The 20,270-nt window shown below is 43.1% G+C and carries 22 protein-coding genes; 12 read left to right on the plus strand and 10 right to left on the minus strand.

Annotated features, from left to right (window positions below):
- The first annotated feature begins 12 nt into the window (after window positions 1–12).
- Both ACFQ21_RS24490 and proC read left to right on the plus strand, forming a co-directional pair.
- On the plus strand, window positions 13–750 hold the full coding sequence (locus ACFQ21_RS24490; RefSeq protein ID WP_377583689.1) for a hypothetical protein: 738 nt from the start codon (window positions 13–15) through the stop codon (window positions 748–750).
- Between the two features lie 166 nt (window positions 751–916).
- The gene (proC, locus tag ACFQ21_RS24495; protein ID WP_377583692.1) at window positions 917–1,714 is read left to right on the plus strand and encodes a pyrroline-5-carboxylate reductase; all 798 of its coding nucleotides are present in this window, start codon (window positions 917–919) and stop codon (window positions 1,712–1,714) included.
- A gap of 18 nt (window positions 1,715–1,732) precedes the next feature.
- On the opposite strand, the gene ACFQ21_RS24500 is transcribed toward proC, so the two are convergent.
- Both ACFQ21_RS24500 and tpx read right to left on the minus strand, forming a co-directional pair.
- Window positions 1,733–2,206 (minus strand): LEA type 2 family protein, encoded by a 474-nt coding sequence (locus ACFQ21_RS24500; RefSeq protein WP_377583695.1) that lies wholly within the window; start codon window positions 2,204–2,206, stop codon window positions 1,733–1,735.
- Window positions 2,207–2,315: 109 nt separating this feature from the next.
- Window positions 2,316–2,816: a thiol peroxidase gene (tpx, locus tag ACFQ21_RS24505; protein ID WP_377583698.1), complete on the minus strand. Its 501-nt coding sequence runs from the start codon at window positions 2,814–2,816 to the stop codon at window positions 2,316–2,318.
- A 184-nt stretch (window positions 2,817–3,000) separates the two neighbouring features.
- Here tpx and rnr point away from each other — a divergent pair, with 184 nt between their 5' ends.
- The 7 genes from rnr to ACFQ21_RS24540 all read left to right on the plus strand — a co-directional run bounded on the left by rnr (window position 3,001) and on the right by ACFQ21_RS24540 (window position 10,056).
- Window positions 3,001–5,193 (plus strand): ribonuclease R, encoded by a 2,193-nt coding sequence (rnr, locus tag ACFQ21_RS24510; RefSeq protein ID WP_377583701.1) that lies wholly within the window; start codon window positions 3,001–3,003, stop codon window positions 5,191–5,193.
- 48 nt (window positions 5,194–5,241) lie between these two features.
- Window positions 5,242–6,216 carry a polyprenyl synthetase family protein gene (locus tag ACFQ21_RS24515; protein ID WP_377583704.1) on the plus strand — a complete coding sequence of 325 codons (975 nt, stop codon included), beginning with the start codon at window positions 5,242–5,244 and terminating at the stop codon, window positions 6,214–6,216.
- Window positions 6,213–6,542, plus strand: coding sequence for a hypothetical protein (locus tag ACFQ21_RS24520; protein WP_377583707.1), 330 nt, complete (start codon window positions 6,213–6,215; stop codon window positions 6,540–6,542). Before ACFQ21_RS24515 ends, ACFQ21_RS24520 begins: the two co-directional genes overlap by 4 nt.
- A gap of 134 nt (window positions 6,543–6,676) precedes the next feature.
- Window positions 6,677–7,873: a nucleoside permease gene (locus ACFQ21_RS24525; protein WP_377583710.1), complete on the plus strand. Its 1,197-nt coding sequence runs from the start codon at window positions 6,677–6,679 to the stop codon at window positions 7,871–7,873.
- Between the two features lie 57 nt (window positions 7,874–7,930).
- The gene (locus tag ACFQ21_RS24530; RefSeq protein WP_377583713.1) at window positions 7,931–9,121 is read left to right on the plus strand and encodes a Gfo/Idh/MocA family protein; all 1,191 of its coding nucleotides are present in this window, start codon (window positions 7,931–7,933) and stop codon (window positions 9,119–9,121) included.
- A 22-nt stretch (window positions 9,122–9,143) separates the two neighbouring features.
- Window positions 9,144–9,566, plus strand: coding sequence for a hypothetical protein (locus tag ACFQ21_RS24535; RefSeq protein ID WP_377583716.1), 423 nt, complete (start codon window positions 9,144–9,146; stop codon window positions 9,564–9,566).
- 31 nt (window positions 9,567–9,597) lie between these two features.
- A complete protein-coding gene (locus ACFQ21_RS24540; protein ID WP_377583719.1) occupies window positions 9,598–10,056 on the plus strand; it encodes a YybH family protein in 459 nt (152 codons plus the stop codon).
- A gap of 1 nt (window position 10,057) precedes the next feature.
- Here ACFQ21_RS24540 and ACFQ21_RS24545 read toward each other — a convergent pair whose 3' ends face one another.
- The gene (locus ACFQ21_RS24545; protein ID WP_377583722.1) at window positions 10,058–11,239 is read right to left on the minus strand and encodes a glycosyltransferase family 4 protein; all 1,182 of its coding nucleotides are present in this window, start codon (window positions 11,237–11,239) and stop codon (window positions 10,058–10,060) included.
- 270 nt (window positions 11,240–11,509) lie between these two features.
- On the opposite strand from ACFQ21_RS24545, the gene ACFQ21_RS24550 reads away from it, so the two are divergent.
- The 3 genes from ACFQ21_RS24550 (at window position 11,510) to ACFQ21_RS24560 (ending at window position 13,877) form a co-directional block, all read left to right on the plus strand.
- Window positions 11,510–12,022 (plus strand): GNAT family N-acetyltransferase, encoded by a 513-nt coding sequence (locus tag ACFQ21_RS24550; RefSeq protein WP_377583725.1) that lies wholly within the window; start codon window positions 11,510–11,512, stop codon window positions 12,020–12,022.
- Between the two features lie 179 nt (window positions 12,023–12,201).
- Window positions 12,202–13,119, plus strand: a complete 918-nt coding sequence (locus tag ACFQ21_RS24555; RefSeq protein ID WP_377583728.1) for a DMT family transporter — start codon at window positions 12,202–12,204, stop codon at window positions 13,117–13,119.
- Between the two features lie 113 nt (window positions 13,120–13,232).
- Complete coding sequence (locus tag ACFQ21_RS24560) at window positions 13,233–13,877, plus strand: YciI family protein (protein ID WP_377583730.1); 645 nt, start codon at window positions 13,233–13,235, stop codon at window positions 13,875–13,877.
- Window positions 13,878–13,889: 12 nt separating this feature from the next.
- On the opposite strand, the gene ACFQ21_RS24565 is transcribed toward ACFQ21_RS24560, so the two are convergent.
- The 7 genes from ACFQ21_RS24565 to polA form a co-directional block, all read right to left on the minus strand.
- Window positions 13,890–14,504, minus strand: a complete 615-nt coding sequence (locus tag ACFQ21_RS24565) for a 2'-5' RNA ligase family protein (protein WP_377583733.1) — start codon at window positions 14,502–14,504, stop codon at window positions 13,890–13,892.
- Window positions 14,477–15,400, minus strand: coding sequence for a TIGR01777 family oxidoreductase (locus ACFQ21_RS24570; RefSeq protein ID WP_377583736.1), 924 nt, complete (start codon window positions 15,398–15,400; stop codon window positions 14,477–14,479). The genes ACFQ21_RS24565 and ACFQ21_RS24570 overlap by 28 nt, the downstream gene beginning before the upstream one ends.
- A gap of 97 nt (window positions 15,401–15,497) precedes the next feature.
- The gene (locus ACFQ21_RS24575; protein ID WP_377583739.1) at window positions 15,498–15,860 is read right to left on the minus strand and encodes a hypothetical protein; all 363 of its coding nucleotides are present in this window, start codon (window positions 15,858–15,860) and stop codon (window positions 15,498–15,500) included.
- A 25-nt stretch (window positions 15,861–15,885) separates the two neighbouring features.
- Window positions 15,886–16,284, minus strand: coding sequence for a hypothetical protein (locus ACFQ21_RS24580; protein WP_377583741.1), 399 nt, complete (start codon window positions 16,282–16,284; stop codon window positions 15,886–15,888).
- A gap of 54 nt (window positions 16,285–16,338) precedes the next feature.
- The gene (locus ACFQ21_RS24585; RefSeq protein ID WP_377583744.1) at window positions 16,339–16,842 is read right to left on the minus strand and encodes a GbsR/MarR family transcriptional regulator; all 504 of its coding nucleotides are present in this window, start codon (window positions 16,840–16,842) and stop codon (window positions 16,339–16,341) included.
- A 114-nt stretch (window positions 16,843–16,956) separates the two neighbouring features.
- Window positions 16,957–17,283 carry an HU family DNA-binding protein gene (locus ACFQ21_RS24590; RefSeq protein ID WP_377583747.1) on the minus strand — a complete coding sequence of 109 codons (327 nt, stop codon included), beginning with the start codon at window positions 17,281–17,283 and terminating at the stop codon, window positions 16,957–16,959.
- A gap of 149 nt (window positions 17,284–17,432) precedes the next feature.
- Window positions 17,433–20,180, minus strand: coding sequence for a DNA polymerase I (gene polA / locus ACFQ21_RS24595; RefSeq protein WP_377583750.1), 2,748 nt, complete (start codon window positions 20,178–20,180; stop codon window positions 17,433–17,435).
- Window positions 20,181–20,270: the final 90 nt, after the last annotated feature.

The raw sequence follows: 20,270 nt of genomic DNA on the forward strand, positions 1-20,270 counted from the left end.
TCTAACCGAAAAATGGAAATCAAAATGAAGTGCCGGGTTATTCTCAGCGCGTTAGTGTGGAGTATTTGTGCAGGATGCAGTCTCGATAACGATACTGCACAAAGTGATCTTTACGTTTTTTCGGATGTTTCAGACTTCAGTAAATCAATGCATGATTGGAAAGCAGATTTTTCTGATTATCCCGCCACGCGTGAAGACTCTCTGAAGTTTGATCTGCAATACAGCTATACCGAATTGCCGGCTAACCTCGGTTCTAAAAAAGCGATCATGCTATCGGGCACCAACCTGAGCAACGATCTTTTCATGTTCATTAAAAAGAAAGTTACCGGGCTTAATCCTAATACAGACTACAATCTTGTTTTCCAGATACAGTTTGCCACAAATGCCCCCTCGGGTGCTTCCACTACTGATGAAGGTTCTCCGGGCGAGAGTGTATTTTTAAAAGCCGGAGCTTCTGATGTTGAGCCGCAAAAAGTTGTGCTGGAAAATTCTTACGTACTCAATGTTGATAAAGGAAAACAACTTGATCGTGGAGAGAATACAATTGTGTTGGGAAATATAGCAGGCGGTACAAACATTACTGACTTTACATTAGTAACTCGAACGAATGCCGACAGTTATGTTCCGTTTGTTGTGCGCAGCAATGATAAAGGAGAGTTGTGGCTACTGGTTGGAACCGACTCCGGCTATAAAGGCACAACCGTAATTTACTATACTAACGTGAGCGTTGTATTCAGCTCCTCCTACTAAAGGTATAGCGTGCCGCTATAAATATCTTAAAACCTCTATGCTCTTCGGCATATATACTACCGAACAAAAGTAAGCCATTTAAATATTTTGCAATTCTTCTGGCTTGTGAGCGGAAGTGGTTGAAAGTGTTTTTATTTTCACACCGCACCGTCTAATCAGATGTATTATGAAGAACGCAAAGATTGCCATTATTGGCGGAGGAAATTTAGGAGCCGCTATAGCAGAAGGATTGATCAAGAGTCAGTTTGTAGCTCCGCAGCAGATTACTGTTACACGCAGAAATGTAGCAGCACTCCAGCCGCTCGAAACATTAGGTGTTAATGTTACAAGCGATAATCAGAAAGCTATACAAAGCAGCGAAGTAATTATAGTGGCACTTAAGCCCTATAATGTAAAAGAGGTGTTGGAAGGTCTCCGACAGAACTTTGATCCCAAGCGTCATATCATCATCAGCGTAGTAACGGGTATATTTCTGAAAGACCTGGCCGCGATTGTTGATCACGGTGTGCCTATATTTCGCGCCATGCCCAATACAGCCATCGCCATTCAGGAATCGGTTACGTGCCTCTGTTACCAGGGAGCAAGCGATGCTCAGGTAAAATATGTTACGGATCTTTTCGATCAGCTCGGCATCTCCATCGCTATAGATGAAAAACTGATGGACGCGGCTACAGTGCTGGGTGCTTGTGGTATAGCCTATGCGTTGCGTTTTATACGCGCATCAACACAAGGTGGTATTGAAATTGGTTTTGACGCCAAGACGGCCAACCTCATTGCTGCCCAGACCGTAAAAGGTGCAGCCGAACTTTTACTAAAACTCGGTCGCCACCCGGAAGCAGAGATTGACAAAGTAACAACGCCAAAAGGTTGCACCATCGTAGGATTGAACGAGATGGAACACCAGGGATTCAGCTCATCGCTGATAAAAGGTATTGGTGCTTCGTATGATAAAATTGTAAAGTAATTCTTTGAAGGGTACATTTTAAAAGCGAACCCTTACTTCATCTTTATACTTTACAGGTACACGGAAGGGTATACCGTGATAAGTAAGTTTGAGGGAACCCTCATAGCGCACTTCAAACTTTTTTCCTCCCAATACACCCAGCAGCGTATCAAAAAATCCGAGCTCCTTCATGGCGAGTTGTACTTCCAGCGGTACCGTAAATTCTCCGTTGGCAGGTATAACCGTTCTTAATTTCTGATCGATCTTGCCCGCCTTCTTGCCATTTACATATATATCTACATCGATCTTTCTCAATTTACCCTGCTTGTTATTCGGGTTAAAAAAGATAGCGGTAGCACGAAGCCGGGGTTCGGTGTTGGCATCCACTACAACATCTCTTATCTGGCGAAGTTTTACTTCTTCATAATCGGTATTGCATCCGTACAGTGTGGCAACAAAAGAAAAAATTATGCTTAGCCGAACTATTGAAGACGCAAGTGTGTTTTGTTTCATGTTAAGAAGATGTTATAATATTTTTTTACGCACAGAATGAAAGGTGCGGCTCGTTTAGAGTTATCTGTTAAACATAGTTTGTGCCACATTTAACAGATAACGGATAGGTTTAGCCAATAGCGTTTAAGGCAGCGTCATAATTGGGTTCCTGACCAATCGTTGGAACAACCTCGGTATACTTAACTTTACCTTGTTTGTCGATAACCACTACACACCGGGCGTGAAGTCCGGCCAGTCCGCCATCAGTCATTTCAACCCCGTAATTTTTGGAGAAGCCTTTGTTACGAAAGTCTGAGAGACTTACAACTTGGTCTATACCTTCAGCAGCGCAAAAGCGTTTAAAGGCAAAGGGTAAGTCTTTCGAGATGCAGAGAATTACCGTGTCCGACTTTTCGGCAGCACGTTTGTTGAATGTACGCACGGATGTAGCGCATACGCCCGTGTCTATGCTGGGAAAAATATTCAGCACTATATTTTTACCTTCATATTCTTTCAAAGAATGTTCCTTCAGGTCGATACCTGCCAGTGAGAAATCCGGAGCAGCAGAACCTACAGCCGGTAAATTTCCAGTCGTGTTAACAACAGCTTCGCCAAGTTTTGTTTGTGCCATGAGTAATACTTAAATGTTAAAATTTAGGATACCAGGCTAAAATGCCTGCGCTCAAAATTAATTATGTTCTGGTAATGGCATAATTTTATTTTGATTAGCAGCATCGTATGAATGTAGAATGATATGAATTGCTGATATTTAGAAGCGAATCATATTTAGTTTAGTTAATTAAAAACCCGCTCGCATGAGCAAGAAGAAAAAAGAATCGAAACCCCAAAAGACCAAAAGCAAGTCGCTTAAAGGCAAATCGTTAAAGAATATTTGGCAAGATGCCATTTTAGAGCTGCTCGACAGTGCCCCCGGCAGAGCCTATAGCATGAAGCAGTTACTCAAAAAGTTAGGCCTAAAAAAACGTGAAGATATAAAGCAGGCAACGCACCTGGTCTACCAGTTGGTAGATGATGAACGTATCAAGGAATTAAGCAACGGAAGCTATATAACCAATCGTGAACGCGAAGAGTTAACCGGTATTGTAGATCATGTAAGCTCGCGCTTTGCCTATGTTCGTTTAGGCGCAGACAAGGAAGATATATTTGTAAAGTCGCGGGATATGGCTTCTGCCGTTGACGGAGATACTGTAAAACTGGAGATATTACCAACGCGGCATGGTGATCATCCGGAAGGAAAAATTACCGAAGTGATCAAGCGTAATCGTACGCGCTATGTAGGCAAAATAGAACTGTCGAAGAACTTTGCTTTTGTAGTGGCGGATTATCGCAAAATGCACCAGGACTTTTTTATATACCCTGAGAACATCAACAACGCACGCAATGGTGATAAGGTAATTATTGAAGTTACATCGTGGGCAGAGCATGATCGTAAACCCGAAGCGAAAGTTGTAGATGTACTGGGTAAAGCCGGTGAGAATGAAGCCGAGATACACTCGATCATGGCAGAGTTCGGATTACCGTTCAAGTTTCCTGAACATGTTGAACGTGAGTCAGAAGCCATTGACGAAGGTATAACCAAGAAAGAGATCAAGAAACGTAAAGACTTTCGTGAGATCACTACGTTTACCATCGACCCGCTTGATGCCAAAGACTTTGATGATGCCTTGTCATTCAGAAAATTAGACAATGGTAATTATGAGATTGGTGTGCACATTGCCGATGTAACGCACTATGTAGATCTTAAATCAGAACTTGAGAAAGAAGCATACGATCGTGCTACTTCGGTATATCTCGTAGACCGTACTATACCAATGCTTCCGGAGAGATTATCGAACGGACTGTGTTCGCTTCGTCCGAAGGAAGATAAACTTACTTTCGCTGCAGTGTTCGAGATGGATGATAAAGCAAAGATCAAGAGTGAGTGGTTCGGCAGAACGATTATCCATTCCGACAGACGCTTTACCTATGAAGAAGCGCAGGAAATACTGGAGAGTGGTAAAGGTGATTATGCACACGAGCTGATCACACTGAATACACTTGCCAAGAAACTCCGTAAAGAACGCTTCAATAAAGGTGCCGTTAACTTTGAGACCACCGAAGTAAAGTTCAAGCTTGACGAAAAAGGTAAACCGCTCGCAGTTATACCCAAGGTTAGAAAAGATGCGCATAAGCTTATTGAAGAGTTTATGTTGCTTGCCAATAAGCAGGTGGCAACCTTCGTATATAACTACAAGAGAGGCAAAGAGAAGAATACATTTGTATACCGTATACACGACTTCCCGGATCCCGATAAAGTGAAAGACTTCTCGGTGTTTGCCAAGCAGTTTGGTCACAAAATGAATGTGGAGGAGCAATCTATCAGCCGTTCATTAAATGACTTGATGGAAAAGATAGAAGGTAAGCCCGAGCAAAATATACTCGAGCAGCTCGCGATACGCACCATGGCTAAAGCGAAGTATTCAACCGAAACAAAAGGACATTTTGGTTTGGCATTCGAGCATTATGCACACTTTACTTCACCAATCCGCCGGTATCCGGATATGATGGTGCATCGGTTATTGCAACATTACTTGGACGATGGTAAACCTGTGAGCAAGGAAGACTTTGAACAAAAAAGTTTGCACTCTTCCGAGCGCGAAAAACGTGCGGCCGATGCCGAGCGTGCTTCCATCAAATACAAGCAGGTAGAGTTCATGGCGTCTGCCGAGAACAAGGTGTACGAAGGGTTGATCTCCGGTGTAACCGAGTGGGGCCTATATGTAGAGATCATTGAAACAAAATGCGAAGGCATGATTCGCCTCGCAGACCTGACGGATGATTTCTATGAGTTCGATGAGAAGAAATATCGTATCGTAGGCCGCAAGCGCAAAAAGATCTATACACTGGGCGACCGTGTAAAAGTTCGTGTAAAGAAAACCGATATCGATAAACGATTGATCGACCTTGTATTTGCTGATCAGGTAGCAAAAAAATCTTTCGAAGATTAAATCAAAATCGCACCTTCGCGGTTTAATACAGTCTACGGATTTTCGTTTATGCAGCAACTGAAGTTATACCTATCGTTACTCGAGAAAGAAATCTCAAAACAGAAGTACGGTAAGCAGCCCGCATCACTTTATGAACCCATTCGTTATCTGATGAGTCTGGGAGGCAAGCGTCTGCGTCCGATGCTGGCGTTGCTTTCCTATTCATTGTATAAAAATGATGCGAAAACTATAGTACCCTATGCAGTGGCCGTAGAGGCTTTTCACAACTTTACCCTGATGCACGATGATATCATGGATAAAGCCCCGTTGCGCAGAGGTAAACAAACTGTGCACGAGAAGTGGAATGTAAATACCGCTATACTTTCAGGCGATGTAATGCTGGTGAAAGTATATGATATGTTTCTCGGTATAGAGCCTGAGAAGCTGAAAGTTGTACTGAAAGCATTCAATCAATGTGCAGCCGAAGTATGTGAAGGACAGCAATGGGACATGGAGTTTGAGACAACCGACAAAGTAACTGAAGAACAGTATATTAACATGATCCGGTTAAAGACTGCTGTGTTGCTGGGCTTTAGTCTTGAGTTAGGCGCTATATTGGCCGATGCTCCTGAAGAAGATCGTAAAGCGCTCCGCGAGTTCGGAACAAATATAGGTATAGGCTTTCAGCTGAAAGATGATTTACTGGATGCCTATGCTGATCCGGAAAAGTTTGGTAAGCAGGTAGGAGGAGATATCATCGCTAACAAAAAGACGTTTCTGTTGATAAAGGCTCGCGAGAAAGCACAAGGCAAAACTAAAAAGCAACTGGATGAATGGCTTTCGCTCCGGAAGTTCAACAAGAACAAAAAAGTTGCCGGTGTAAGGGCTATATATGATGACCTTGGTGTACCGGCTCTGACCGAAAAGAAAATCGATCAGTTCTTCCGCAAGGGGTTTGACAGTCTGGAGAAAGTAAGCGTTAAGCCGGAAACACGAGCACTGTTAAGAGGCTATGCCGAGGCGTTGATTGAGCGCCAGTCGTGATACCGATCCGCATACAAACAGATAAGAAACTCTTCCGGTATTATACCGGCTTCTCATTTTTTATTTTCATTTTCTATTGGAAAGGAGTTCGTGAAAAGGAGATCATCATCAATCACGAACTCATTCATTTCTACCAGCAGCTTGAAATGCTGTTTGTCTTTCATTGGTTGTTATACCTGTTATTTTATCTGATCGCCCGTCTCAAGGGTAAAAATCACGATACTGCCTATTACAACATTCCATTCGAGAAAGAGGCCTATACTTTTGAACATAACCTTCACTACATCCGCAGGCGAAAGTTGTTTGCATGGGTGAAGTTTATATAAGCAATTGTTCTGTGTGATGTATAAAATCAGGTGTGTACTGAACACACGAATCATTTAATTCAAAAATTTTTTACGGGTGGTTTTATCCATACAGGTCATCCCTGTATCTTTCTTCACTCTTTCACTGAGTTACTATGAAACCACTTGTTTTTGTTAAGCTCTCCGCCATGATGCTCCTGGAATATTTTATCTGGGGTGCATGGTATGTTACGATGGGTACGTATATGTCTGTATTTCTGAACTCTTCGGGGATTCAGATCGGAGCAGCCTATAGTGCATTGGCGATTGCTACCATGATCTCGCCTTTCTTTGTAGGCATGGTGGCCGATCGGTACTTTGCCGCACAACGCATTATGGGTGTGCTGCATTTACTCGGTGCCGTATTATTATACCTGGCAACTGCTATTACCAATAACACAGCTTTCTACTGGATTATACTTTTCTATTCACTGCTTTACATGCCTACCATCGCGTTGTCCAATAGCATAGCCTTTCAACAAATGACTGACCCCGGAAAACAGTTTCCGTGGATACGAGTATTTGGAACGGTAGGGTGGATACTCGCGGGACTGATGATCGGATTCCTGTCGATCGAAAAAACAAAAGAAACTTTCTACATGGCGGCAGCGGCTTCAGCAGTGCTTGGACTCATCAGCTTTATACTTCCCAACACACCACCGAAAGGTAAATCGGCAGGTGCATCCAGTGCGCTGGGTACAGAGGCTGTCGTGCTTTTCAAGGATAAACCCTATCTTATATTTTTCATAGCGGCCATACTGGTATGTATACCACTATCATTCTATTATGGATTTGCAAACTTATTCATGAACGAGGTTGGTCTTAACAATGCTGCCGGTAAAATGATATTAGGACAAGTATCAGAAGCTATATTTATACTCGCTATACCATTCTTGTTTAACAGCATTGGTGTAAAGAAAATGTTATTGCTGGGTATGGCTGCATGGATTTTGCGCTATGTGTGCTTTGCCTACGGTAATGTTGATTCAAACCTGTGGATGCTATATGCAGGCATTGTACTGCACGGCATTTGTTATGACTTCTTCTTTGTAACAGGCTATATGTATACCGAAAAGAAGGCCGGAGAGAAGATCAAGAATGCTGCACAAGGTCTCTTTACCTTTGCAACGTATGGCGTGGGTATGTTTATTGGTACATGGTTCTCGGGTTTTACAACCGATCATTATACCGTTGATGGCGTTCACCAATGGAAGGAAATCTGGTTTGTGCCAGCCTATATAGCAGTTGCTGTCGTGCTATACTTCGTGTTCTTCTTTAAGGAAAAAGACGAGATAAAACAGGCAACAAATTAGTGCTGCTGATATATAGCAACGTATTCAAAATATTCACCACTAAAAAACTACACCACTATGAACATTGCCATGCTTGGTTCCGGTTTCATCGGACGATTTTATGCTGATTCACTGCAAGGCTATAGAAGCAAGGATAAAATTGTGAGCATCTATTCGCGCAGAGAGGAAAGTGCCAAGAAATTTGCACAAGACTACAAAGTAGCGTTTGCCACTACTACCATGGAAGAAGCAATCAACCGCCCGGATGTAGATGTAGTATGTATATCGTTACCGAACAACCTGCATGAAGAAGCGGTATTACTTTGCTGCAAGCATAAAAAGGGAGTGATCACTACCAAGCCTCTGGGGCGCAACGCAGAAGAAGCCAAGCGTATGCTGGAAGCGGTAGAGAAGGCTGGTGTATTTAATGGCTACCTGGAAGACCTGGTATATACACCTAAATTTATAAAGGCGATGGAGAGTGTGAAGAACGGAGCACTGGGAAGAATACTCTGGGCTAAATCACGCGAAACACACCCTGGTCCGCACAGCGATTGGTTCTGGGATATAGAGCAGGCCGGTGGCGGATGTATACTCGACCTGGGATGTCACTGCGTAGAGATAACACGAAGCTATATCGGTAAAGATATTAAGCCGGTGGAGGTGATGTGCTGGGCTGATACACAAGTAAAACCGATTGATGCGGAAGATCACGCTATAGGTCTGGTGAAATATGAGAACGGTGCGATAGGACAATTCGAAGTAAGCTGGACATTCCGCGGAGGACTTGACTTGCGTGATGAAGTAATGGGAACGGAGGGTACTATATGGATCAACAGTTTCCTTCGTACAGGCTTTGATATGTTCACCACTGGTAAGGGTGCCGACTATGTTGCCGAGAAAGCAGAAAGTAACACAGGCTGGTTATTCCCGGTAGGCGATGAGCTGAATGAGCTTGGCTATAATCACATGTTCATGGACATGTTCAACGCGATGGAAAAGGGTATAGCTCCGAAGGAAACATTCTACGATGGCTATGTTGTAAATGCGATATTGGATGCTGCCTATAAATCAGCGAAGACCAAACAGTGGGAACCTGTAAAGCTCGACATTTGGCGAGGTAAGACCGGAGTTACAAAAGACAGTCACTTGATTGAGTACGATGCAGACCACCACCTGGTGAAAGAAGAAGTGACACACTACGGTGCCAAGAAAGTTATTCTGAAGAACAAGAAAACCGGAAAGATATCCGAGCGTATACTCGAATAATTTGTTACCGGATATATACCCTATGAAAACCATATACATGTTCATGCTGATCGTTGCTGTATCAGCATGCTCCCTGAAACGCACCGGTGAAAAGACTGGCGAAGCTGTAGGCGAATTTATTAAAGGTGCTTCCAGCGGTGTGCAGAATTCTTTTAAAGTTGAAGTAGAGCTGAGTCCTGAGCTGAAACAGAAAGGACTTGAGCTTGGCAAAGTAATTATTGCCAATGACACGCTCGGAGTCGACAACTTGGTAAGTGTATACTGTATATTTAACCAGGATTTTGCAGACACTGTTTTACTGAAGGCGTACGACAACCAGAAACTTGAAACCGGAAGAAGTCGTGTAATCATTAAAGCAAAAAAGGATGATGCTGGCTTTTACGATTTCACTTTCGACAGAAGAACAAATCTGGATACGGAAGATTGCCGGTTGATACTTCAATAACGTAACGTTTAAAACTACAGATATATACTTCATGAGATTCTTAATATTAACTATCGCAGTAGCTATCGGTTGCTGCAGTTGTAAGGAAGAGAAACCATCGGCAGCCAAAATGCGCGAAATCCTTCACGAACGAAATGAGAAACTTGGTGCTTTCTTCAAGGAAGGTGATGCCGAAAAGCTTGCATCGATGTATACGGATAGCGCGAAGCTCTGCCCGAACGGCACATACGAGATCTTCGTAGGCAAACAAACCATTAAGAATTTCTGGAGTAGAGCGATGAAGGATTCGCAGTTACTCGATATGGACACTCAAACGCTTACAGTTGATGGCAACGGAGAGTATATATATGAAACCGGCAGAACCAAGACGAAGGTTAAGTACCAGGATTCCGTATTTGTTACCGAAGTGAAATTTGCCAATGTATGGAAACGCCAGCCCGATGGAACGTACCTGCTGGATGTTGATATCTGGAATGCCATATCGAAGTAACTCAGCGAAGGTGTCGGAATATAGCGCTGAACGCTTCGCTCAATTTTACTCTTGAATATTTTTCTTCGGCCAGCTTGCGACTCGCGAGTTGGCTTTGTTTTAACAGGGCTGGGCTGTTGATATATACCTGTATCTTCTGCGTAAAGTCTGTCGGCTGCTTTGAATCACTGTAAAATCCGCAGCTATATTTCTCGATCTCATCTTTGATCCATCCACCGAAATTGATAACGATCAGTTTGCCGGCAGCGAGTCCGTCAAAATATTTATTGGGCGATCCGGTTTCAAGAACAGGTAAAGGTTTATAACATATAAAGCTTGCATCGGTAACGTTCAGCAATTCTTTTACACCATCGCGGTTTGTAAACGGTATAAACGTGAGATTATTTAGTCGCAGCGTTTTAGAGCTCTGTTGCAAACGCGTGGCCATACCGCCATCGCCACACAGGAAGAAGTGAACCGGCAATGAAGCTTTCTGACAATTGCGTGCGCACTCCAGGAAATAATCCAGTCCATTGGCATAACCGATCGCGCCTATATATGACACTACAAATTTATTGCTCACACCAAATTTGTTTTCAAGAATCGGGTTTTTAGACTCAGGAATATAGAACGCCGTGTCAGCCATGTTCGGTATCAGATGCACGTTTGTTCCCGGTGCCTTTTTTACAATAGCATCTTTGATCATAGGCGACAGCGCTACCACCGACTGTGCTTGTTGATATATAGTCTTCTCAAGGCTATACAATGCCTGCTTGAAGAAGTAATTTTTAATAACACCAATTTGTATAGGCGCATCCGGCCATAGGTCGCCTACTTCAAAAATATAGGGAATCTTATGCTGCTTCTTCAGCCATATAGCGGCCAGGCCGATGGTGAGCGGAACAGACATGGCGTAGCATACATCCACACCTTTTAAGGTTCCGGCCACGCGAACCGATTGAATTATATAGTTGATAAAGGAGCGGCTGCGTTTATAAAATCCAAACCTGTTTTCGTAAGCAATCGGCAGGTAGTGTATTTCTATTCCTTCGATATATTCCGTCCGTTCGTCCTTCTCATTGTGTCCTGTAATAACAACTGTCTCGATGCCGTGGTCTGTCAATGCTTTTGCGAGATAATAGGAGCGAAGAGCTCCACCACTTTGGGGTGTATTAAAATGTTGATGGAGAATCAGGACTTTCACGGTGCAAAGAAAGAAAAACAGTTAACAGTCGGACTCTGCGCACGGCAGTTTTTTTCCATCGCAAGCTTTATTATTTTTGTTACGGAGTTAAACGCCTCTGAAAACACGCATATTTATTTCTACGCCTGGAAGGGCCTGATCATCGATGTTCCGTCAAGGAATGTCGCGTGCTGCTATCGGTTAGCAGTATGATACGATCGTGCAGACCGCACGTTATCTCAAGTCCTCTTTGAGAGGAGGTAATCTTTTGTATTTAAAATTCGAAATCAAATGTTAGAAACAACACGACTGAAGCTCGTGCCACTTACGCACGCGCAGTTAGTACTATATAAAAATGATCCACCGGCATTGGCCGTAAACCTGGGAGTAAAGTATGAAGTGAGACAAAACGATCCGCGCGTAGTAAAAGACCTGGAAGAAGCCATTGAATTCTGGCTCGACAAAACTCAAGTCTATGCGCATGCTTTTGAGTGGTATACCAACTGGGAAATTCTGCTCAAACATGAACGCGTAGCGATTGGTGGAGTTGGCTTTGCAGGACTTCCGGATGATGAAGGTAAATCCATGGTGGGTTACGGACTTGATGTTCGTTATCACAGCAAAGGCTATGCAACGGAGGCTCTACAGGCACTCGCAGCCTGGGGCTTTGCACACGATAACTTGAAAACAATTATAGCCGATACACCCGTTGAAAATATACCTTCACACCGAGTCCTCGTCAAAAATAAATTTGAGGAATATAGCCGCGATCAGGATTTGATTCATTGGCGGTTGAACCGTTAGTAATAATGGCTGCCAGCTTCCTGCTGGTAAATACTATAGATAGCTTGAAGCTGGCAGCTTAAAACATTTATGAAGGTGTAACTAAATGTTGGTGACTTGCGATTAAAAAGATATACATTTGATCGCTGCATCACTCGTGAGTAAAGCAAACGAAGTGTTGTTAGCAAAGTTTTTTCTCAATGAGTAAACCTTCTTCTTCGGGCTATTTTATAGGCGGTGTGTTGATCGCACTGGCTGGTGCCATTTGCTTCTCTACAAAAGCAATATTCGTTAAGCTGGCGTACCGCGACACGGGTATTGATGCTATAACCTTGCTGGCACTGCGCATGCTTTTTTCGCTTCCTTTCTTTGTTGTCTCTGCCGCATTTGCTTCGCGTAAGGAGGGCAACGTAAAGTTTACTTCAAAGCAATGGGTTATTGTTGCTGTGGTGGGCTTGCTAGGATACTATATCAGCAGCCTGCTCGACTTTTTGGGATTGCAGTATATATCAGCCGGTATGGAGCGACTTATTTTATTTATATACCCTACGCTGGTATTGCTCATGTCGGCTATTTTCTTCAAACAGAAAATTAATAAGTATCAATGGCTGGCGCTCATCATAACATATGTTGGTCTTGCCCTGGCATTTTATAGCGAGGTAGATTGGACTGCAGAGCAAAACAATGATTTTTACCTCGGTGCTGTATTGATATTTTCATGCGCCATTACCTATGCGCTATACATCGTAGGCAGCGGTCAGATTATACCACAGGTAGGTGCTGCCAAGTTCAACAGTTATGCCATGACATTTGCATCGGTAGGCGTGTTGCTTCATTACGCCATTGCCAGCGATACTTCGTTGTTCAACCTTTCGCCCAGGGTGTATTTTTATAGCGTGATGATGGCACTGGTGAGTACGGTTATTCCATCGTATCTCGTAACGGAAGGGATAAAACGTATAGGTTCTGATAATGCCGCGATTGTCGGGAGCATCGGACCAATGTCTACCATATTGCAGGCCTATATCTTATTGCATGAGCCCGTGTTTGTGCTACAGATTGTAGGAACAATTCTGATACTGGCCGGTATATTATTGATCGGTAAGAAAGGGAAGTAGTCGCGCGGCTTTCAGCAAGGGAAGTTGTATATTTCAATATAGTTTCCTGGCGCTTCGGTTTTTAAAAATCTCCTGCGTGCGGAAACTCCCGCGATTCTTTTTAAGTTTCCGCTATGAAGAAGATATTGCTTGTCACCCTGCTGTTTATAAACTTTGTCGCGCTTGGTCAGAAATATACTTTCGTATTTCTACACAAACGAACAGACGCGCCCTCCATGCCCAAAGAGCAACTGGATAAGTTGATGGAAGGACACATGGCTAATATTAACCGGCTTGCCAAAGAAGGTAAACTGGTTTCGGCAGGACCATTTGAAGGTGGCGGTGGTATATTTATACTCAACACGCAATCGGTAGACGAAGCAAAGCAATGGCTAAGTACCGACCCGGGCGTACAGGCTAACCGTTGGAATATTGAGATGCTCCCCTATACTTCGCGCGTGAGCAAACCTTGCAAAGCACCGGAACCGTATGAGATGGTGTCCTATTCATTTATTCGCTTCGATGCTGTGGTAAGTAAATTTACCGCATCCAATTACCCACAGATCATTGAGAAGCATAATGCATTTATAAAGAAGTTGGTAGATACAGGCAACGTTGTTACAGAAGGCATCTTTGGTGATCATGACGGAGGTATTCTCATTATGCGTGGTGAACTGCAAAAAGAAGTAATTGAGGCCGACCCAGGTTTGCAGGAAGGACTCCTGGAAATAACATATAAAACACTGTGGATCGCGAAAGGATCTTTCTGCGAGAAGTGACAACCAACCTGATTAGTGATGCAGTTTGAAAGAGCCTTCTTCTTCGTCTTTAGGTTGAGATGACGGATCGAACAGAAACTCTTTAAATACTTCCCATATTTTTCCGTTGTGTTTCAGCAATACAATACTCTCAACATCAAAGCGGGCTGAGAATTTTCGCTCCTGAAATTCGGCCCATGCTTTTTCGAACATCGGCTTTTTCAGATCGCGAAACGCTAAGGTGAGGTGAGGATGGAAGGGCTGATCTTTATACGATGCGTTGAACAAATTGAGCTCCCGCTTACAAAAACGATGAAGCTCTTTGTTGAGCAAGCTCAGCGCATCATTCGAAACTACATCTATAAAAATTACACGGGGTACAAAGGCGTTGAAGTTGTGTAACTCTATTTTAAACGAAGGGCGACCTACTGAAAATTTTTCGAATGCATCGATCAGTTCACATTCTTTTTCCTCCTTCCATTTAAAAGGCATGTGCAGTGTAATGTGAGGTGGAGAATTGAGTGAAGCTTTGCTATTATACTGATCGCGAAAATAATTTTTAAGTCGTAAGGCATCATCCGAAACCGGAGGAGGCGGAATAAGGGCGATGAAATATTGCTTTAACTTCTCTTCGCTTCGACCTGGCATAAATCTTCGAGGGCAGTTTTCAGGTCTGGAAATTCGAAAACAAATTCTTCATCTAATAATCTTTGCGGATAAACTTTTCTGCTTTTTAGGACAAGTTCCGTTTCCGTACGGATCAGCGCAGCGCCACATTCGAGCAATGGTGTGGGTAATGACAATGCGATGCGGACGTGTAAGCTATGTCGCAGGCTTTTCATAAAGTCACTATTGCATACTGGTTGTGGCGAGCAAACGTTATAAACACCTGTCACGGGTTTTTGTATAAGCCATTCTATCACGCTGCAGAAGTCATGTACATGTATCCAGCTGAAAAATTGTTTGCCACTGCCCATCGCACCACCTAGCCCTGCTTTGACAAGTTTTATGAGTGGAACGAGTGCTCCGCCCGTTACATCCAGCACAATGGATGTTCGCAGTGCTACTTGGCGAGTTTGTGGAGTGATACATTCATTGAAAACAGCTTCCCATTTTCGGCATACATCCATCGAGAAATCGTGACCGATCTCACCATGTTGTTCATCCATGAATTTATCGTACGAACCTTTATATATAGTAGCTGAGCTCGAGTTAAGCCAGGCTTTGGGCGGATGTATACATTGGCGAACGGCCTCTCCCAACACGCGCGTAGAAGCAAGTCTTGAAGCATAGATTTGTTGCTTATTTGCTTCGGTATACCGGCAATCAACAGACTTGCCACTCAGGTTGATCAGCGCCTCAGTACCTTCGAGTTCGTGCCTCCAGTCTTGCAACGTTCTGCCATCCCAGTAAACTTCCTTAACAAGCCTGCTGCTTTTCTGTGGCTTCCGTGAAAGTATAGTTACCTCTATATTTTTATTGGTGAAGTAACCGGTTAACGCTTTTCCCAAAAAGCCGGAACCACCCGCTATGACAATTTTCATTTTAGTATAAATTTATTTCCCACAGAGAGTGCAGATTAACGCAGATAAGATATACCGGACAGCTTCTGCGATCTGCACCTTCTGGTGGGCCTGAATTTTAAGCTATGACCTTCTCCGCATGTGCCTTTCTTCTCAGACTAAAGAGAATGAACAGGTTAAAGAAGTGCATGCCTCCCAATACGAGGATGATCCAGCCGATTTTTTCACTAAGCACTTCTATCATTGACTGAATATCATCTATGCTGTCCCATATCTTAAGTGTATATACTGCGTAGCCAATGTTTACCAGGTAGAATCCAACCAACAATAATTTATTAACGCTATCCGCCAGTGTATTGTCCTGGTGAAATATTTCAACCAGAAACACGCGACCGTTTTTAAAGAGTGTTCGGGCTACCCACATGGTTAGAAAAATTGTAATGGGCAGATAGATGCTGTAGGTTATTACGGTGTAGTTCATAAAATATATAGTTTAGTAAAGAGAATTAAAAGTTGATGTGCGTTAGAAACTTACCACCACCGGTCTTTTTCGCAAGCGTCCACTGCCAGGTTGTTATATAGTAGTATATACCCAGTATCCATGCCGGAATAGTCCAATAGAGTTTCAATGCAAGATGTGGAGCACCACCGTTGCCAATGTTAAGTGTGGCTAAGAGGCTCAGCAGATAAAATACAGACACCATCAGGTGTGTGAGCTTTGCCGGAAAATGAGGAGTGCGTGCAATTACAGAAATAAGGGAGCTCGTAAATTGCCAGGGACCGAGGTACAATTGTATCATGAGTATAGCGATAAACACGTCAGACTTGCTAAAAATGGCTCCTGTCACGAAAATCAATCCTCCCAGCATGATTAGCGACTGAATTGTAAAATCTATATATTTCATATATTTAGTATTTTCAGAAAATATTGAAAGATAGGTTTAAAAAAAATGAAGTTTTCACTTCATGATTTTTAAGAGAACGTTCCAGAACCAACTCTCTTCCGACTTAATAAAAGTCTCGAGGAGGCCGTCTGATTTCTCGGCAAAGTTCTTCAGATCTTTCACCACACGTTTCAGTTCCTTGGTGTCTTCTGATCCATCACTCTGCACATCGTTCACTTCGCGCAATACTTTTAGTATAGGTTCGAGCTCGCGCTTTCTTCTTTCCTTTGCTACTTGCCTGGCCAGCGCCCAGATGTCTTTCTCTGATTTGAAAAACTCTTTGCGCTCTCCCGGTATCAGTATTCTCGATATAATTCCCCAGTCAAGCAGTGCGCGAATGTTCATGTTCGCATTTCCTCTTGATATGGAGAGCTCCAGCATAATCTCTTCTGTAGAAAGAGGTTTGGGAGATATCATCAGAAGGGCATGTATCTGTGCCATGGTTTTATTCAGTCCCCAGCTATAGCCCAGGTTTCCCCACGCCTGTATCAGTTCTTCTTTTGCCTCTACATACTTCATACGATATAAAAGTAACAATTGTTTCTAAACTTTCAATAGTTTTTGAAAGTTTCCTATAAAAAGAAACCCTGGCTGTTAATAACCAGGGTTTTTCTTTTTGTGAATCAATGTTGATTACAGTTTGCCAGAAAGCTCTTTGCTAGCTTTGAATTTGGCAACCTTCTTTGCTTTGATCTTGATGGTTTCACCAGTGAAAGGGTTGCGGCCTTTACGCGCAGCTCTCTTTGCTACAGAGAATGTACCAAAGCCAGTAAGCGTAAGCTTGTCACCTTTCTTCAATGTTTTTTCAACTGCTCCAATGAATGATTCCAATGCAGTGTTAGCAGCTACTTTTGTAATACCTGTGTCTTCTGCGATCTTGGCAATTAATTCAGCTTTTGTCATAGTAATTAATAAATGAATTTTTTGAAGGGCACAAATATAAAGGCTTTTTGTGTTCATCAAACTCTTTACAAATAAAAGTATGATGACATACTGCGTTGCTTTTTATGCAGCATGTACATCTATACTTTCATGTAATTATATCCATGATTTATAAATGATACGCAACACTTTGATAGTGTTACGCTTTGCAGATGTTGATGCAAACATTAATGTGCTTCGAGCCAATTGGTAGCAATACCAACTTCAACTTCCATTGGCACGGCAAGATGCACAGCGTGTTTCATTAGCGCAGTAACATTTTCTTTTACAATGTCTGCTTCATCTTTGTGAAGATCGAAAACAAGTTCATCGTGAACCTGCATGATCATTTTTGTTTTGAGTTTTTTCTTTTCAAGCCACTGATGAATATTTACCATCGCGATTTTGATAATATCAGCAGCACTTCCCTGTATAGGAGCGTTGATGGCGTTGCGTTCAGCAAAGCCGCGTGTAGTGATGTTGCGTGAATTGATATCGCGCAGATAGCGTCTTCTGCCGAGGATAGTTTCTACATACTCTTTCTCACGCGCCATGTTGATGGAGTCATCCATATAGCGCTTAATGGCAGGGAATTCGGTGAAGTAAGAGTCTATAATCTCCGATGCTTCCGTGCGTGATATGCCGAGGTTCTGTGCCAATCCAAAAGCTGTACTGCCATAGAGAATTCCGAAGTTAACTTCTTTGGCTTTGCGCCTCATGTCGGCCGTTACCTGCTCCTGTGGTACTTTAAAAACTTTGGCTGCGGTAGTGGTGTGAATGTCGCGCTTGTTACGGAAAGCTTCGATCATCACTTCGTCTTTGGCAAACGATGCGGCTATACGCAATTCAATCTGCGAGTAGTCGGCCGACATAAAAAGATACTCATCGCCTCTCGATACAAATGCTCTGCGAATCTGTTTTCCCTTCGCAGTGCGTATCGGTATATTTTGCAGGTTAGGATTGTTTGAACTCAATCGTCCCGTAGCAGCTACCGCCTGCCGATAATCGGTATGGATGCGATTATCAAACTTGCTGATCATTTTCGGTAACGCATCTACATAGGTAGAGCGCAGTTTGTCGTATTCACGATAATCGAGAATTTTACGGGCTATATCATGTTTGGGCGCGAGGCTCAAAAGTATATCTTCACCCGTGGCGTACTGTCCTGATTTTGTTTTCTTCGGCTTGTCGATGAGTTTCATTTTTTCGAAGAGCACTTCGCCCAATTGTTTTGGCGATCCAATGTTGAATTCAGAACCAGCCAGGCCATAGACCTCCCGTTGTACTTTCTCCAACTCCTGCCGCAATTCATCAGACATTTTTGACAGCGCAGTAGTATCTACTTTTACACCTTCAAATTCCATCGCAGCCAATACACCTACTAGTGGCATCTCAGTGTTATACATCAACAGCGCCTGTTTTCTGGTTTCGAGATCCCGCTTCAGTTTTGTATGAAGTTGTATCAATTGATCAGCACGCTCGCATACTTGTTCGCGTATGTCTGCATGACTGGCCGGAAGTAAATCGTACTGTAAATATTGCGTGCACAATGTGTGCAGATCATGTGCTGCTTCCGGTTCGATCAGGTAATGTGCCAGCATCGTATCGAAAAACTTTCCGCGTAATTCGACACCGGCTTTCTTTAGCGCAAGTATAGTTCCTTTGATGTTGTGACCAATCTTCAGGATCTTTTCATTTTCAAATACATCTGCAAAATGGCGAAGCGCATTACCAGCCAGCTCAGCATTACCCAGGGGAAGGAAGTATGCTTCACTTTCGCGATAGCAGAATGAAAGACCTTTAATGACGTAATCAAAATTAACAGCGTCATCAATTACTGAGTCTATAGCGAAGCTGGTTTGCTCGCGAAGTTTTTCAGCAAAGGATTTGTACTGTGTTTCTTCGATTACCTGGTATTGTACTTTGCTGCCATCAAAGCTTCTTCGCTCTCCGCCTTCATCTTGCGCAATGGCTCCTGCTTCTTCAGTAGAACCTCCGAACATCGAGAGCTGTGAACTTTGTGCGGCTTTTGCGGGAGCAATTGCACCTGCAACGCCTTCACCGAACACACGCGCAGAAATAGTTTTGAATTCCAACTCGTTGAAAATTGGTTTCAGCTTTTCAGCATCCGGTCCTTTATAGGCGAGCGTTTCTTCGCTGAACTCGATCGGAACATCGGTAATTATAGTAGCAAGCTTTTTAGACAACAGTGCTTGTTCGCCAAATTGTTTTACGAGTTCTTTCTGTTTGCCTTTCAAATCATCAGCATGCGCTATAATATTTTCGATAGAGCCATACTGTTTGATGAGTGTCGCGGCAGTCTTCGGACCGAACCCGGGAATACCCGGAATGTTATCAGAAGTATCACCTTGCAAGCCGAGCATATCAATTACCTGCGATACATTTTCAATGTCCCACTTCTCACAAACTTCTTTTATACCCCACACATCTACTGCGTTGCCCATGTAGGCAGGCTTGTATAGAAATACACATTCATTAACAAGTTGGCCGAAGTCTTTATCAGGTGTCATCATATATACTTCAAAGCCCTGCGTGCAGGCCTGTCGTGACAATGTTCCGATAATATCATCGGCTTCATATCCATCCATTTCGAGAATAGGAATATTAAAGCCCTGTATAATTTCTTTTACCTTGGGTATGCCGTAACGAATATCTTCCGGTGTTTCCTGGCGGTTCGCTTTATACTCGGCAAAAATTTCGTCACGAAATGTTTTGGTAGCCGTATCGAAAGCTATACCGATATGAGTAGGTTTTTGTTTTTGCAGCACTTCCAGCAGCGTGTTGGTAAAACCAAACGGTACTGATGTGTTAATACCTTTTGAGTTGATGCGGGGAGTTTTTGTAAATGCAAAGTGTGCGCGGTAAATAAGCGCGTAAGCATCCAGCAGAAAAAGTTTTTTATCAGGTTTACTCATAGTCGCAAAATTGTAAAAGATGCTCGAATATCCACGGGCAAATCAAAATAAAAAGCAGTAATAATAGTTTGGAGACAGGTATAGCCGGGG

Origin of the sequence: Ohtaekwangia kribbensis (assembly GCF_042676245.1) — a bacterium.
Lineage (GTDB): Bacteria > Bacteroidota > Bacteroidia > Cytophagales > Cyclobacteriaceae > Ohtaekwangia > Ohtaekwangia kribbensis.

Excerpts from the sequence above, each read along its gene's own strand:
- polA (WP_377583750.1), bottom strand. The coding sequence starts at position 20,180 with ATGAGTAAACCTGATAAAAAACTTTTTCTGCTGGATGCTTACGCGCTT.
- ACFQ21_RS24575 (WP_377583739.1), bottom strand. The coding sequence starts at position 15,860 with ATGAACTACACCGTAATAACCTACAGCATCTATCTGCCCATTACAATT.
- ACFQ21_RS24530 (WP_377583713.1), top strand. The coding sequence starts at position 7,931 with ATGAACATTGCCATGCTTGGTTCCGGTTTCATCGGACGATTTTATGCT.
- ACFQ21_RS24540 (WP_377583719.1), top strand. The coding sequence starts at position 9,598 with ATGAGATTCTTAATATTAACTATCGCAGTAGCTATCGGTTGCTGCAGT.
- ACFQ21_RS24585 (WP_377583744.1), bottom strand. The coding sequence starts at position 16,842 with ATGAAGTATGTAGAGGCAAAAGAAGAACTGATACAGGCGTGGGGAAAC.
- ACFQ21_RS24565 (WP_377583733.1), bottom strand. The coding sequence starts at position 14,504 with ATGCCAGGTCGAAGCGAAGAGAAGTTAAAGCAATATTTCATCGCCCTT.
- ACFQ21_RS24525 (WP_377583710.1), top strand. The coding sequence starts at position 6,677 with ATGAAACCACTTGTTTTTGTTAAGCTCTCCGCCATGATGCTCCTGGAA.
- ACFQ21_RS24560 (WP_377583730.1), top strand. The coding sequence starts at position 13,233 with ATGAAGAAGATATTGCTTGTCACCCTGCTGTTTATAAACTTTGTCGCG.
- ACFQ21_RS24580 (WP_377583741.1), bottom strand. The coding sequence starts at position 16,284 with ATGAAATATATAGATTTTACAATTCAGTCGCTAATCATGCTGGGAGGA.
- proC (WP_377583692.1), top strand. The coding sequence starts at position 917 with ATGAAGAACGCAAAGATTGCCATTATTGGCGGAGGAAATTTAGGAGCC.
- rnr (WP_377583701.1), top strand. The coding sequence starts at position 3,001 with ATGAGCAAGAAGAAAAAAGAATCGAAACCCCAAAAGACCAAAAGCAAG.
- ACFQ21_RS24515 (WP_377583704.1), top strand. The coding sequence starts at position 5,242 with ATGCAGCAACTGAAGTTATACCTATCGTTACTCGAGAAAGAAATCTCA.
- ACFQ21_RS24570 (WP_377583736.1), bottom strand. The coding sequence starts at position 15,400 with ATGAAAATTGTCATAGCGGGTGGTTCCGGCTTTTTGGGAAAAGCGTTA.
- ACFQ21_RS24590 (WP_377583747.1), bottom strand. The coding sequence starts at position 17,283 with ATGAACACAAAAAGCCTTTATATTTGTGCCCTTCAAAAAATTCATTTA.
- ACFQ21_RS24550 (WP_377583725.1), top strand. The coding sequence starts at position 11,510 with ATGTTAGAAACAACACGACTGAAGCTCGTGCCACTTACGCACGCGCAG.
- ACFQ21_RS24535 (WP_377583716.1), top strand. The coding sequence starts at position 9,144 with ATGAAAACCATATACATGTTCATGCTGATCGTTGCTGTATCAGCATGC.
- ACFQ21_RS24555 (WP_377583728.1), top strand. The coding sequence starts at position 12,202 with ATGAGTAAACCTTCTTCTTCGGGCTATTTTATAGGCGGTGTGTTGATC.
- tpx (WP_377583698.1), bottom strand. The coding sequence starts at position 2,816 with ATGGCACAAACAAAACTTGGCGAAGCTGTTGTTAACACGACTGGAAAT.
- ACFQ21_RS24490 (WP_377583689.1), top strand. The coding sequence starts at position 13 with ATGGAAATCAAAATGAAGTGCCGGGTTATTCTCAGCGCGTTAGTGTGG.
- ACFQ21_RS24500 (WP_377583695.1), bottom strand. The coding sequence starts at position 2,206 with ATGAAACAAAACACACTTGCGTCTTCAATAGTTCGGCTAAGCATAATT.